Genomic DNA, 13,914 nt, shown 5'->3' on the forward strand with positions numbered 1-13,914 from the left:
GGGCCGGGAGCTGGACGTCTCCCGACCCGCGAGTATCAAGTCAGCCCTGCCGCTGAGGCGAACCCCGCTGAGGAGTAGCCCGCTAAGGCGCGACCTGGAGCAGCCGATTGGGCGATCCGATCCGGCTGTCCCGGAGCTGCCCCGCGGAGGCGCTGCCGACCAACCCCTTCTCGACCGCCGAAGGTGCCGCCTTCGGGTTGGCCGCGAGATACAGCGCGGCCGCGCCCGCGGCGTGCGGCGCCGCCATCGACGTCCCGTCGAACGACACACTGCCGGTGTCGTTCTTGTGCGAGGCGGACTTGATGTCCTCGCCCGGGGCGAACAGGTCCACCGTCGGACCCCAGTTCGAGAAGTACGAACGCTCGTCCCGACGATTGCTCGCCCCGACGGTGATGGCCTGCTTCACCCGGCTGGGCGAGACCGTCTCCGCGGGCAGCCCCTCGTTCCCCGCCGCCACCGTGTAGGTGACACCGGAGGCGATCGAGGCCCGGACCGCCTTGTCCAGCTCGGGGCTGACCCCGCCGCCGAGGCTCAGGTTGGCCACGGCCGGCTTGACGGCGTTCTTGGTCACCCAGTCGATTCCCGCGATGACCTGCGCGAGCGTGCCCTCGCCGTTGGCGTTGAGCACCCGCACACCCACGGCCTTGGCCTTCTTCGCCACGCCGTAGGTGGCGCCGACGGCGGTGGCCGCGACGTGGGTGCCGTGGCCGTTGGCGTCCTGCGCGACCTTGTCCTTGCCGATGAAGTCGTAGCCGTCGCGGGCCCGGCCGCCGAACTCCTTGTGGCTGATCCGGATGCCGGTGTCGATGACGTACACGGTGACGCCCGCGCCGCCGCCGTCCGGCGAGGTGTACCGGCCGTCCAGCGGGAGCGTCCGCTGGTCGGTCCGGTCCAGGCCCCAGGTCGGGTCGGTCTGCGTGGCCGAGGCCCGCACCTTGACGTCCTGGGCGACCGAGGCCACGGCGGGGTCCGCCGCGAGCCGCCTGGCCTGGACGGCGTTGAGCTTCACCGCGTACCCGTTGAGGGCCCGCTGGTAGGTGTGGCTGATCTTGCCGCCGTAGCGGCTCGCGAGTTTGGCGCCCGCGGCCGACGGGGCCTTGGTGCCGGACTTCAGCGTCACGATGTAGCTGTCGCGCACCACGTCGCGGGGGTTGTCGGCCTGACGGACCGTCCCCAGCTCCGGGCCCCCCGGCCCTGCTGGTGCCGCCTGGGCGGGCAGTGTGCCCACCGCCAGCGCCGCGACCGCGGCGGCGGCCACGGCCGCTGTCCGGCGCGGAATGCGTATGACCTCGCTCATCTGCGAGTTCCCCTCCTCATGTCGACCCCGTGGGCCCGCCCTTCGCGGGCCCGGCGGTGTCCGCCCGTCAGCGTGGCGGGCCGGGACCGCCCGGGCAACGGGTGAAGAAGGGGGAGAACGGGGCGAATGTGTCGTGAAGCCACGGTAAAGGTTGTGTAATTGTTGCAACGGAAACCGCCCGCGGGGCCGGGGCCCGCCGACCCGCGCCCGATGGGGCCGGCGCCCCGTCAGCGCGACGCGGCGCGCCCCGTGCGCCCCCTGCCCCGCGCCCACCTGACGCCCGATGATGCGAGCCGCCCCACAAAAGCCCATGAATCCTGCGAAGGTGGAACCGTGAAGGCAATGCGTCGATTCACCGTGCGTCCCGTCCTCCCCGAGCCCCTCCGCCCCCTCAGCGACCTGGCCCGCAACCTGCGCTGGTCCTGGCACGCGGAGACCCGTGAACTCTTCCAGTCGGTCGACCCGGCCCGCTGGGCCGCCACCGGCGACCCCGTCCGGCTGCTCGCCGCCGTCCCGCCCGAACGCCTCGACACCCTCGCCGCCGACCGGCGCTTCCGGCTCCGCCTGACCGCCGCCGTCGACGACCTCACCGACTACCTCGAAGGCGACCGCTGGTACCAGCGCCAGGAGGGCTCCCTGCCCGCCGCCGTCGCCTACTTCTCCCCCGAGTTCGGCGTCACCGCCGCCCTGCCGCAGTACTCCGGCGGCCTCGGCATCCTCGCCGGGGACCACCTCAAGTCCGCCAGCGACCTCGGCGTCCCCCTGATCGGCGTAGGGCTCCTCTACCGCCACGGATACTTCCGCCAGTCCCTCTCCCGGGACGGCTGGCAGCAGGAGCACTACCCGGTCCTGGACCCCGACGAGCTGCCGCTGAGCCTCCTGCGCGAGGCCGACGGCACCCCGACCCTGATCCGCCTCGCCCTGCCCGGCGGCCGGGTGCTGCGCGCCCGCGTCTGGCAGGCCCGGGTCGGCCGCGTCCCGCTGCTCATGCTCGACTCCGACGTCGAGGACAACGACGCCGCCGCCCGCGAGGTGACCGACCGGCTCTACGGCGGCGGCAGCGAGCACCGGCTCCACCAGGAGATGCTGCTCGGCATCGGCGGCGTCCGCGCGGTGCGGGCGTACTGCCGCCTCACCGGCCACCCGGCGCCCGAGGTCTTCCACACCAACGAGGGCCACGCCGGCTTCCTCGGCCTGGAGCGCGTCCACGAACTGGGCGCGCCCGCCCCCGACGGGCCCGGCCTCGACTTCGACCAGGCCCTCCAGGTGGTGCGCGCCGGGACGGTCTTCACCACCCACACCCCGGTGCCCGCCGGGATCGACCGCTTCGACCGCTCCCTGGTCGCCCGCCACTTCGGCGACGGCGCCGAACTCCCCGGCATCGACACCGGCCGCGTCCTGGCGCTCGGCACCGAGACCTACCCGGGCGGCGACCCCGGCCTGTTCAACATGGCCGTGATGGGCCTCAGGCTCGCCCAGCGCGCCAACGGGGTCTCCACCCTGCACGGGCAGGTCAGCCGGGAGATGTTCGCCGGACTGTGGCCGGGCTTCGACGCCGAGGAGGTGCCCATCACCTCCGTCACCAACGGCGTCCACGCCCCGACCTGGGTCGCCCCCGAGGTGCTGCGGCTCGGCGCCCGCCGGATCGGCCCCGGCCGCGCCGAGGATGCCCTCAGCGTCGGCGGGCCCGAGCGGTGGGACGCCATCGGGCAGATCTCCGACCGGGAGATCTGGGAGCTCCGCCGCACCCTGCGCGAGCAGCTGGTCCAGGAGATCCGCACCCGCCTCGCCGCAGGCTGGCGCCAGCGCGGCGCCGGGCCCGCCGAGCTGGGCTGGGTCGACACCGCCTTCGACCCGGAGGTGCTGACCATCGGCTTCGCCCGCCGGGTCCCCTCGTACAAGCGGCTCACGCTGATGCTCCAGGACCGCGACCGGCTGCGGGCGCTGCTGCTCCACCCGGAGCGGCCGGTGCAGATCGTGGTGGCCGGGAAGGCGCACCCGGCCGACGACGGCGGCAAGCGGCTGGTGCAGGAGCTGGTGCGGTTCGCCGACGACGCCGGGGTCCGCCACCGCATCGCCTTCCTGCCCGACTACGGCATGGCGATGGCCCAGAAGCTCTACCCGGGCTGCGACGTCTGGCTCAACAACCCGCTCCGTCCGCTGGAGGCGTGCGGCACCTCCGGGATGAAGGCCGCCCTCAACGGCTGCCTCAACCTCTCCGTCCTCGACGGCTGGTGGGACGAGTGGTACGACCCGGACTTCGGCTGGGCCGTCCCCACCGCCGACGGCGGCGGCGACCTCACCGCCAAGGAGACGGAGCGCCGCGACGCCCTGGAGGCCGCCGCCCTCTACGAGCTGCTGGAGAACCGCGTCGCCCCCCGCTTCTACGAGCGTGGCCGCGACGGCCTCCCCGACCGCTGGATCGGCATGGTCCGCGAGACCCTCACCCGGCTCGGCCCGAAGGTCATCGCGGGCCGCATGGTCCGCGAGTACGTAGAGACCCTCTACGCCCCCGCCGCCCGCGCCCACCGCGCGCTCGGCCCCGGCCAGGCCCGCGAACTCGCCGCCTACAAGGAGCGGGTGCGGGCCAGCTGGGCGCAGGTGGCCGTGGAGCACGTCGACGCGGGCGCCGACGGGGCCGACGGACCCGAGGGCACCGAGTCCCCGGCCCAGCTCGGTGCCACCCTCGCCCTGCGGGTGCGGGTCCGCCTCGGCGACCTGGCGCCCGAGGACGTCGAGGTGCAGGCCGTCTCCGGCCACGTCGACGGCGACGACCGGATCAGCGACGCCGCCCGGGTGCCGCTGAAGCCCGCGCCGGGCGGCCCCGACCTGGACGGCCGCTGGACCTTCGAGGGCCCCCTCGCCCTCGACCGCACCGGCAGCTTCGGCTACACGGTCCGGGTGCTGCCCAGTCACCGGCTGCTGGCCTCCGGCGCCGAGATGGGGCTGATCGCCGTCCCGGCGGAGGCGGCCGGGCAGGAGGCGGGCGTCCTGCTGCGCTGACCCGCCCCGCGAGCGGCGGAACGACGAGGCGGCACCCGGGGCGAGCGCTCAACCCCGGGTGCCGCGGTCCGTGCGGGCGGGGCCGCGCGGCCCCGCCCCTCGCCTCGGGTCAGCTGACGTTGACCGCCGCCCAGGCGCGGTCGACGCCCTGGTACTCGGCCGAGTCGGCGCCGTACAGCTCGCTCGCCGCCTCCAGGGTGGCCTCGCGGGCCGCCGCGTAGTCGGTGGTGGAGGTCATGTACTGGGTGAGCGCCTTGAACCAGATCTGCTCGGCCTTCTCGATGCCGATGCCGGTCACCGGCTCGCCGTCGGAGGTCGGCGAGTCGTAGGAGACGCCGTTGATCTCCTTGGCGCCGCTGCCCTCGGAGAGCAGGTAGAAGAAGTGGTTGGCGACGCCCGAGGAGTAGTGCACGTCGACGTTGCCGATGCCGTCGTACCAGTAGTCCTCGGAGGAGCCGTCCTTCGAGGGCTGGTCCATGTAGCGCAGCGGGGTGCCGTCGCCGTTGATGTCGATCTTCTCGCCGATGAGGTAGTCCGGGACGTCGTCCTCGCTGTCGGCGTGGAACTCGACGGCGGTGGCGAAGATGTCGCTGGTGGCCTCGTTGAGGCCGCCGGACTCGCCGCTGTAGACCAGGCCGGCGGTCACCGAGGTGACGCCGTGCGTCATCTCGTGGGCGGCGACGTCGAGCGAGGTGAGCGGGGCGGCGTTGCCCGCGCCGTCGCCGTAGGTCATGCAGAAGCAGCTGTCGGTCCAGAAGGCGTTGACGTAGTTGTTGCCGTAGTGCACGCGGGAGTACGCGCCGACGCCGTCGCCCTTGATGCCGCTGCGGCCGTGCACCTGCTCGTAGTAGTCCCAGGTGGCGCCCGCGCCGTAGGCGGCGTCGACGGCGGCGGTCGCCGGGTCGTTCGGCGTACCGTCGCCCCACTTGTCGTCGTCGTCCGTGAAGAGGGTGCCGGTCCCGGAGGAGCCGTTCTCCAGGTCGTACGTCTTGTGGCCGCCGCGCTCGCCGTCGGTCAGCTCGTAGCCGCTGCCCGAGGCGGTGGTGCCCAGTTCCACGGTGCCGCTGTACTGGCTCTCGCCGGTGCCGCTGTGCACGGCGTCCCACTGGAAGAGCTGCTTGCCGGTGGCCGCGTCAGTGACGGTGTGCAGTTCCTGCGGGGTGCCGTCCTTCTTGGTCGACTCGGTGACCTTCTCGAAGGCCAGCTTCGGGGCGCCCTTCGCGGCCCAGACGACCTTGCGGGCGCCCTTCGGGGCGGCGGCCGAGGTGACCGTCTCCACATCGATCTCGGCCTCGACGGCCTTGGTGACGCCGTCGGTGGCGCCGGACTTGTCGGTGTGCACCACGAGGTCGCCGCCGAGGACGGGCAGACCCTGGTAGGTGCGCTCGTACCGGGTGTGCAGGCTGCCGTCGCGGTCCTTGACCACGTCGCGGACGACCAGCTTCTCCTGGGCGCCGAGGCCGATCGCGCGGGCGGTCGCCGCCTTCGCGGAGTCCGCCTCCTGGAGCAGGCTCGCCTTGGCGTTGGCGGAGAGGGCGGCCGGGGCGGCCGCGGGCACCTGGTCGGCGGCGGGCTGGGCGACGGCTCCGCCGGAGGAGAGCCCGGCGGCGAGCAGCGCGCCGGCGGCGACGGCGGTGGACAGGGCGAGGCCGGTACGGCGGCGGGATATGTGGGGGGTCACGCGCGCTCCCTGGTGAGGGCCGGCCCCGACGGCGTGCGCCCGGGCCGGATGTGGGGGACCGGGGCGCATGGCTGCGGCCCGGATGGGGAAGTAGCGGTGCGGGTACGTCTGTTCGCCCGGGAGGCGTGGGGCGGTCCGGGCGGGTGTGGCTCTGCGGTGCTGTGGTGCCGTGCGTGGTGTGCGGTCTGTGCGAACCGTGCGGTCCGTGCGGTCCGTGCGGGGGAAGCGTGCCACTTGTGGCGTGTACATGCCATGCATCGGCCGGAGGTTGGCCGGAAATCGTCCGCCCAGAGGTGGCCGAAGTCCGCTATGCGGGGCGCGCCGGGGCGCGTTGGCTCACGGCAGACCGGTTCTCCCGGGGGCCCGTACGGGCAGTCCCCCTTCTCGTCCGCCGCGAAGTCCCGGTGGTCGGTCTGCTCGTCAGCGCCGCGCGGCTTGCTCGGTGCCGCCGTCGGCAGGCGGCCCGCCGAGGGGGCCGACGTCGCCTCCTCGGTCCGGCCGCACTCAGGAGGAGGGGGGCCGCTCGCCGTGCCAGGAACGCCAGAGCGCGGCGTAGGCGCCGTCGGCCGCCACGAGCGCGTCGTGGGTGCCGAGTTCGGTGAGCCGGCCGTCCTCCATCACGGCCACCCTGTCGGCGTCGTGGGCCGTCTGCAGGCGGTGCGCGACGGCGATGACGGTCCGGCCTTCGAGGACGGCGGCCAGCGCCCGTTCGGTGTGCCGGGCGGTCCTCGGGTCCAGGAGCGCGGTGGCCTCGTCGAGGATCAGCGTGTGCGGGTCGGCCAGTACCACGCGCGCCAGGGCGAGTTGCTGCGCCTGGGCGCCGTCCGGCCGGTGCCCCTCGTGGCCCAGGTCGGTGTCCAGCCCGTCCGGCAGTCCGGCGGCCCAGTCGGCGCCGACGGCGGCGAGTGCCGCGCGCAGTTCGGTGTCGGTGGCGTCGGCGGCGGCGACCCGCAGGTTGTCCCTCAGCGTGCCGAGGAAGACGTGGTGTTCCTGGGTGACGAGGACGACATGGCGGCGCAGCCGGCCGGGGGCCAGGTCGGCGACGGGAACCCGCCCCACCGTCACCGAGCCGGTGCGAGGCCTGTCGACGCCCGCCAGCAGCCTGCCCAGGGTGGTCTTGCCCGCCCCGGACGGGCCGACGATCGCCAGCCGCTCACCCGGCCGGACCGTCAGGTCGACGCCGTGCAGGACGTCGCTCGCGCCCTCGTACGCGTAGCGCGCCCCGGCCACCTCGATCCGGTCGTCGGCCGGTGTGCGGGGAGCGGGGAATGGTGCCCGCGCGACCGCGCCGAGCCCCTCGACCCGGGCGAAGGCGGCGCCGCTGGACTGGAGTTGCTCCATCTGCTGGAGGACGGTGTCCAGGGGCTGGGAGAGCTGCCGCAGGTACAGGGCCGAGGCGACCACCGCGCCGAGGCTCATCGTGCCGTGGTCGTGCAGCACGCCGCCGACCAGCAGCACACCGACCACGGGAACGACGTACGAGACGTCCACGGCCGGGAAGAGCACACTGCGGAGGAAGAGGGTCCTGGCGCGGGTCGTGCGGCACCGTTCGATCTCCTCCTGGCAGGCAGCCACCCGGCGTTCCTGGAGCCCGAGGGCCTCGATCGTGCGGGCCCCGGCGGCGGTGGCCGCGAGCTGCTCGGCGAGGGCCGAGTTGGCGGCCCCCTCGGCGAGGTACGCGGTGAGCGCCCGGCGCAGGTACCAGCGGGCGGCGAACCAGATGCCGAGTAGGCCCACCACCCCGCAGGCGCCGAGCAGCGGATCGAGGGCGAAGACGGCACCGAGGATGAACAGCGCCTGGACCCCGGCGACGAGGACCTGGGGGCCGGTCTCCCGGAGGGTGGCGCCGACCTCGGCGACGTCGGTGGTGCCGCGGGCCATCAGGTCGCCGGTGCCGGCCCGCTCGGCCACCGAGGCGGGCAGGGCGAGCGCCCGGTCGGCGAACCGCTCGCGCATCCGCGCCAGGCCGCGTTCGCCGAAGCGGTGTCCGAGGAGGGCCGCGTACCGGGTGAGGACGAGTTGGAGCAGGGCGAAGACGAGGATGGTGAGCGCGAGGCGGTCCACCGCTGCCACCCCGGCCCCGCCCCGCACCTCGTCGACGATGCGGCCCAGCAGCCAGGGACCGACGAGTCCGGCGCCGGCGGCCAGCGCGTTGAGGCCGATCATGGCGGCGAAGGCGGCGGCGTCCCGCCGGATCAGCCCGAGTGCCGCCCGGCGTACGCGGGACGGCTCGGCGACGGGCAGGGCCCGGGGCGTCGCGGGGGAGTCGGTGGTCATCGCACGGCCTTCCGGAGTCGCGGGCCGGGTTCCTCGCCGGTGCGGTCGTGGTCCTCGTCGTCCGCGCCGCGGGAGACCAGGCGGCGGTAGCCGGGCTCCCGGTCGAGGAGTTCCCGGTGGGTGCCGACGGCGGCGGCGGAGCCTTCGACCAGGAGATACACGGTGTCCGCCTGGTCCAGCAGGAGGGGCGAGGTGGTGGTGACCAGAGTGGTGCGGCCGGCCCGGGCGGTGCGCAGCCGGGCCGCGACGGCCGCCTCGGTGTGGGCGTCGACCGCCGAGGTGGGCTCGACGGCCAGGAGCACCTCGGGATCGGCCAGCAGGGCCCGGGCCAGGCGGACACGCTGCCGCTGGCCGCCGGAGAGGTTGCGGCCGCGCGCCTCGACCGGCGAGTCGAGGCCGTCGGGCAGGCCGCGCACGATGTCCTGCGCCATGGCCGCGTGGACGGCGCGGCCGATGGCCTCCTCGTCCCGGTCCCAGCCGCCTATCACCTCGCGCAGCGGGCCGGCGAACAGATCGGCCTCGTTGTCCGCGACCAGGACGCGCCGCCGCACCTGCGTCAGGTCGATCTCGTCCAGGCGTATCGCGCCCCAGGTCGCGGCCGACCCGGCGAAGCGGCCGAGGCGGTCGACCACCGCGGCGGACTCCGACGGCCGGGCGCTCACCAGGGCGGTCAGCTCGCCGGGCGCCACCTCGACACCGGATGCCGGATCACGGAGCGTGGACGGCCGCGCGGGCGCGTCGGCGGTCGCCCCCCGGCCGGTGGAATCGGGTTCCTGGGCCAGGAAGCGGACGACTCGGCGGGCGGCGACCAGGCCACGGCTGAGGTCGTAGCCGCCTTCGATGAAGGAGGAGACCGGCACCACCAGCACCGCGGCGTACCCGTACACGGCGACCAGCTCGCCGACGGATATCTCCCCCTGCGCGGCCATCCGCGCCGCCAGCCAGGTCACGGCCCCGAGGAACAGTGTGGGCAGGCCCACCCCCAGGGCCTGGACCCAGCTGGTCACCGCGCCGACGCGGTACCCCTCCGTCCGCAGCCGCTGGGAACCGCGCCGGTAGCGCTCGGCGTGCATCTCCTTGCCGCCGATGCCGTTGAGGACGCGCAGCCCCCCGACGATGTCCTCGAACCGGGAGGCGAGCCGGCCCTGTTGCTCCCGGTACGCCGCCTCGACGCCCTGGAGGCGCCCCAGCAGCGGGCCGACCAGCACCGCGAGCAGCGGCACACCGAGCAGCACCACCACGGCGAGCAGCGGCGAGACGGCCAGCAGCAGCGCGGCCACGACGAGGTAGGCGAGGACCGCGCCGACGCCGGGGCCGGTGACGGTCAGCGTGTTGGCGATCACGGCCACGTCGCCGAAGCCGATGGTGAGGACCTCCCCGGTGGTGACCCGGCGCGGCAACGCCGCGCCCAGCCTGGTCGCCTGCCGGACCACCACCCGCACGGAACGGAAGACGGCGTCCAGCCGCACCCGGGTCATCGTGCGGTGCCGCAGGACGGAGAGCCACGCGTCCAGCACCCCCACGCCCAGCAGTACCGCCACCCAGCCGAGCAGGACGGGCCACCGGCCCGGTACCAGCCCGTCGTCGATGGCGCGGGACAGCACGTACGGCGGCAGCGTCAGGCAGACCATCCAGGCACTGCCCAGCAGCGCACCGGCGGTGATCCGGCGGCGCTGACTGGTGACCAGCCACCACAGGTACCGCCCCGCGCTGCGGCGGTCGGGCGCTCCGGGATCCTCGGGTGCGTCATTCATCCACCGCACGGTAGCGACACCCCCGGTCCAGGGGCGCGTCAGCCCACCACACTCTCCCGCCAGGCCCGGTGCAGCCCGGCGAAGACCCCGGTGCCTCCGATGAGTTCGCCCGGCTCGCCGTCCTCCACGATCCGGCCGCCCTCCATCACCAGGACCCGGTCGGCGATCTCCACCGTCGAGAGACGGTGGGCGATCACCACGGCGGTGCGGCCCCGCAACACCGTGGCCAGGGCCCGCTGCACCGCGCGCTCCCCGGGGAGGTCCAGCGAGCTGGTCGCCTCGTCCAGGATCAGCACCGCCGGATCGGCGAGCAGGGCGCGGGCGAAGCCGACCAGCTGGCGCTGGCCCGCCGAGATCCGGCCGCCCCGCTTGCGGACGTCGGTGTCGTACCCGTCGGGCAGCGCCGCGATGAAGGCGTGGGCGCCGATGGCCCGGGCCGCCGCCTCCACCTGCTCGCGGGTCGCGTCGGGGCGGCCGATGGCGATGTTCTCCGCGACCGTGCCGGAGAAGAGGAACGCCTCCTGCGTCACCATGACCACGCCGCGCCGCAGTTCGGGGGTGGCCAGCTCGCGCAGGTCCACGCCGTCCAGCAGGACCTGGCCGCCGGAGGGGTCGTAGAAGCGGGCCAGCAGTTTGGCCAGCGTCGACTTGCCCGCGCCGGTCGAGCCGACCACGGCGACGGTCTGCCCGGCGGGGATCACCAGGTCGAAGCGGGGCAGCACCTCGCCGCCGGTGCGGTAGCCGAAGGAGACCCCGGCGAACTCCACCCTCCGGCCCGGCGCCTCACCGGCCAGGGCGGGCAGCGCCACCGGCGACTGGGGCTCGGGGACGGCGGGGCGCTGCGCCAGCAGCCCCGCGATCTTCTCCAGCGAGGCCGCCGCCGACTGGTAGGCGTTGAGGAACATCGCCATCCGGTCGATCGGGTCGTACAGCCGCCGTACGTACAGCACGGCGGCCGCCAGCACGCCGAGGGCGAGCACGCCGTCCGCGACCCGCCAGGCGCCCCACAGGACCATGGCCGCGACCGCCGTGTTGGCCACCAGCCGGGAGCCGACCACGTACCGGGCCATCTCCAGCAGCGCGTCGCCGTTGGACCGCTCGTGGGTGCGGTTGAGGGCGGCGAACTCGGCGTCGTTGGCCCGCTCGCGGCGGAACGCGCGGACCGGGCGGATGCCGTTGACCGTCTCGGTGAACTTGACGATGACCCGGGCGATCGCCGTCGACCTGCGGGCGTACACCCGGCCCACCCGGCGCTGGTAGAGCCGGATCAGCAGGTACAGCGGGACGAAGGAGAGGACCGCCACCGAGCCGATGCCCAGATCCAGCCAGAGCAGCATCCCGCCGATGTAGACGAACGACACCAGGACCGTCACCAGCTCCTGGAGCCCCTCGTCGAGCAGTTCGCGCAGCGACTCCACGTCGGTGGTGGCCCGGGAGATCAGCCGCCCCGAGGTGTACCGCTCGTGGAAGTCCAGGCTCAGCGCCTGCCCGTGCCGGAAGATCCGCCCCCGCAGCTCCAGCAGGACGTCCTGGCTGACCACCGCCGACCGGGTCAGGAAGGCGTACTGGAGCAGCCCGCCCGCCAGCGCGCACACCAGATAGCCGGCGCCGACCGCCACCAGCGGCCCCCACCGGCCGTCCCGCACCGCCGGAACTCCCTGGTCGATCGCGTACGCCACCAGCAGCGGGCCCGCCTGGATGGCGGCCTGCTGGAGGAGGAGCAGGAGGACGACGAGGGCGACCCGGCCGCGCATCGGCGCCAGCAGGGAGCGCAGCAGCGACCCCGTCGCGCCGGGCGGGGCGGGCAGGTCGTCCTGGTCGAAGGGGTCGGGGGCCGGAGTGACAGGAGTCTTCGGCGCGGCGGTGGAGGCGGAGCCGGCGGGGGAGGGTCGGGCGGCCTGCGCCTCGGTCTCCCCGGTGGTCCCCTCGGCAGGCCCTTCGGCAGGGGGATCCTGCGGGCGGGACTGGGTGGTCATCTGCTCGTTCCCTTCGCCATCTCCGCCGTCCTGTGCCCGCCGTCGCCGGGCGGCGCGTCGGCCCCCGACATCAGCCAGGCGTACTCGGCGCTCTCCCGCAGCAGTTCCTGATGGGTGCCGACAGCGGTGATCCGGCCGCCGGAGAGCAGCGCCACCCGGTCGGCGAGCAGCACCGTCGAGGGGCGGTGCGCCACCACCAGCGCCGTCGTGCCGCGCAGCACCCGGCGCAGCGCCTCCTCCACCAGCGCCTCGGTGTGGACGTCGAGGGCGGAGAGCGGGTCGTCCATCACCAGGAAGCGCGGCGAGCCCACCACCGCCCGGGCCAGTGCGAGGCGCTGCCGCTGGCCGCCGGAGAGGCTCAGCCCCTGCTCGCCGACCTGGGTGCCCGTGCCGTCCGGCAGCCGGTCCACGAAGTGGGCCTGGGCCACCTCCAGCGCGCGGCGCAGCTCCGGCTCCCCGGCCCGGCCGTCCGCGCCCATCAGGACGTTCTCCCCGACCGACGCCGAGAAGAGCGTCGGCTCCTCGAAGGCGAGCGCCACCCGGGTCCGCAACTCGTCGCGGGAGAGCGCGGTGATGTCCTCCCCGTCCAGCGTGATCCGCCCGGCCGTCACCTCGTGCAGCCGGGGGACAAGCGCCGTCAGCGCCGTCTTGCCGCTGCCGGTGGCGCCCACCAGCGCCATCGTCTCGCCGGAGCGGACGTGCAGGTCGATGCCGTCGAGCACCGGCCGGGAGCCGGGCGCGGCGTCGGGGAAGCGGAAGACGACGCCGGAGAAGCGCAGACCGTCACCGGTGCCGTCCGGCTCCGGCACCCCGCCGCGCGCCACGGCGTCCCCGGGCGCGTCCGGGCCCTGCGACTCCTGGGCCACGTCGAGCACCTCGAAGTACCGCCGTGTCGCCGTCGCCGCCTCCTGGCACATCGCCAGCAGGAAGCCGATCGACTCCACCGGCCAGCGCAGCGCCAGCGCCGTCGTCAGGAAGGCCACCAAGGTGCCCGCCGACAGATCGCCGTCGGCGACCTGGACGACGCCGAGGACCAGCGCCGCACCGAGCGCCAGCTCCGGCAGGATCACGATGACCGCCCAGATCGCGGCGAGCAGCCGGGCCTTGGCCAGCTCGGTGGCGCGCACCCCGCGGGACTGTTCCCGGAAGGCCCGGGCCTGGCTGCGGTGGCGGCCGAACCCCTTGACGACCCGGATGCCGAGCACGCTCTCCTCGACCACCGTGGTCAGGTCGCCCAACTGGTCCTGGGCGCGCCGGGCCACCCGCGCGTACCGCGACTCGAAGAGTGAGCAGACCGCGATCAGCGGCAGCACGGGGAGCAGCAGCACCAGCCCCAGCGTCCACTCCTGCACGAGCAGGACGGCCATGCCGACGAGGATCGTCGCGCCGTTGACCACCAGGAAGGTCAGCGGGAAGGCGAGGAACATCCGCAGCATCATCAGGTCGGTGGTGCCGCGCGACAGCAACTGGCCCGAGGCCCAGCGGTCGTGGAAGGCGACCGGCAGCCGCTGGATGTGGGAGAAGAGGTCCCCGCGCATCGTCGCCTCCACCCGGGCCAGCGGACGCGCCACCAGCCACCGGCGGAAGCCGAAGAGCAGCGCCTCCGCGACCCCGATGCCGAGCAGCACGAAGGCGCCCAGCCAGACCCCGCCGGGGTCGCCCCCGGCCACCGGGCCGTCCACGATCCACTTGAGGACCAGCGGGATCACCAGGCTGACGCACGAGGCGACGACGGCGACGAGGACGGCGGCGAGCAGCCGCGCCCGCACCGGACGGACGTACGGCCACAGCCGCAGCAGCGAGCGCACCGCCGACGGCTCGGCCCCGTCGGGCGAGGCGTCGGGGGCGGCCTCAGGGGCGGCCTCGGGGGGCGAAGGAGAGTCAGACATCAGCAGTGAGCGTACGGTTCGCCAACGACACCGACCA

The 13,914-nt window shown here is 74.5% G+C and carries 7 protein-coding genes; 1 reads left to right on the forward strand and 6 read right to left on the reverse strand.

What is annotated here, in order from left to right; all coding sequences use genetic code 11:
- Window positions 1-82 precede the first annotated feature (82 nt).
- Window positions 83-1,297: a S8 family peptidase gene (locus ACFWMZ_RS14915; RefSeq protein WP_383201815.1), complete on the reverse strand. Its 1,215-nt coding sequence runs from the start codon at window positions 1,295-1,297 to the stop codon at window positions 83-85.
- 333 nt (window positions 1,298-1,630) lie between these two features.
- On the opposite strand from ACFWMZ_RS14915, the gene glgP reads away from it, so the two are divergent.
- A complete protein-coding gene (gene glgP / locus ACFWMZ_RS14920) occupies window positions 1,631-4,300 on the forward strand; it encodes an alpha-glucan family phosphorylase (RefSeq protein ID WP_383201818.1) in 2,670 nt (889 codons plus the stop codon).
- Window positions 4,301-4,409: 109 nt separating this feature from the next.
- On the opposite strand, the gene ACFWMZ_RS14925 is transcribed toward glgP, so the two are convergent.
- The 5 genes from ACFWMZ_RS14925 to ACFWMZ_RS14945 form a co-directional block, all read right to left on the reverse strand.
- Window positions 4,410-5,981 (reverse strand): M4 family metallopeptidase, encoded by a 1,572-nt coding sequence (locus ACFWMZ_RS14925; RefSeq protein ID WP_383201821.1) that lies wholly within the window; start codon window positions 5,979-5,981, stop codon window positions 4,410-4,412.
- A gap of 504 nt (window positions 5,982-6,485) precedes the next feature.
- Window positions 6,486-8,258, reverse strand: a complete 1,773-nt coding sequence (locus ACFWMZ_RS14930; protein WP_383176078.1) for an ABC transporter ATP-binding protein — start codon at window positions 8,256-8,258, stop codon at window positions 6,486-6,488.
- On the reverse strand, window positions 8,255-10,012 hold the full coding sequence (locus ACFWMZ_RS14935) for an ABC transporter transmembrane domain-containing protein (RefSeq protein ID WP_383176081.1): 1,758 nt from the start codon (window positions 10,010-10,012) through the stop codon (window positions 8,255-8,257). The genes ACFWMZ_RS14930 and ACFWMZ_RS14935 overlap by 4 nt, the downstream gene beginning before the upstream one ends.
- Before the next feature lie 38 nt (window positions 10,013-10,050).
- A complete protein-coding gene (locus ACFWMZ_RS14940) occupies window positions 10,051-11,988 on the reverse strand; it encodes an ABC transporter ATP-binding protein (protein ID WP_383201824.1) in 1,938 nt (645 codons plus the stop codon).
- A complete protein-coding gene (locus tag ACFWMZ_RS14945) occupies window positions 11,985-13,877 on the reverse strand; it encodes an ABC transporter ATP-binding protein (RefSeq protein ID WP_383201827.1) in 1,893 nt (630 codons plus the stop codon). The genes ACFWMZ_RS14940 and ACFWMZ_RS14945 overlap by 4 nt, the downstream gene beginning before the upstream one ends.
- Window positions 13,878-13,914 lie beyond the last annotated feature (37 nt).

Origin of the sequence: Streptomyces sp. NPDC058373 (assembly GCF_042723275.1) — a bacterium.
Classification (GTDB): Bacteria; Actinomycetota; Actinomycetes; order Streptomycetales; family Streptomycetaceae; genus Streptomyces.

Bases quoted from the DNA above. Each gene is read 5' to 3' on its own strand.
- ACFWMZ_RS14915 (WP_383201815.1), bottom strand. From the start codon at position 1,297: ATGAGCGAGGTCATACGCATTCCGCGCCGGACAGCGGCCGTGGCCGCC.
- ACFWMZ_RS14945 (WP_383201827.1), bottom strand. From the start codon at position 13,877: ATGTCTGACTCTCCTTCGCCCCCCGAGGCCGCCCCTGAGGCCGCCCCC.
- ACFWMZ_RS14940 (WP_383201824.1), bottom strand. From the start codon at position 11,988: ATGACCACCCAGTCCCGCCCGCAGGATCCCCCTGCCGAAGGGCCTGCC.
- ACFWMZ_RS14930 (WP_383176078.1), bottom strand. From the start codon at position 8,258: ATGACCACCGACTCCCCCGCGACGCCCCGGGCCCTGCCCGTCGCCGAG.
- ACFWMZ_RS14935 (WP_383176081.1), bottom strand. From the start codon at position 10,012: ATGAATGACGCACCCGAGGATCCCGGAGCGCCCGACCGCCGCAGCGCG.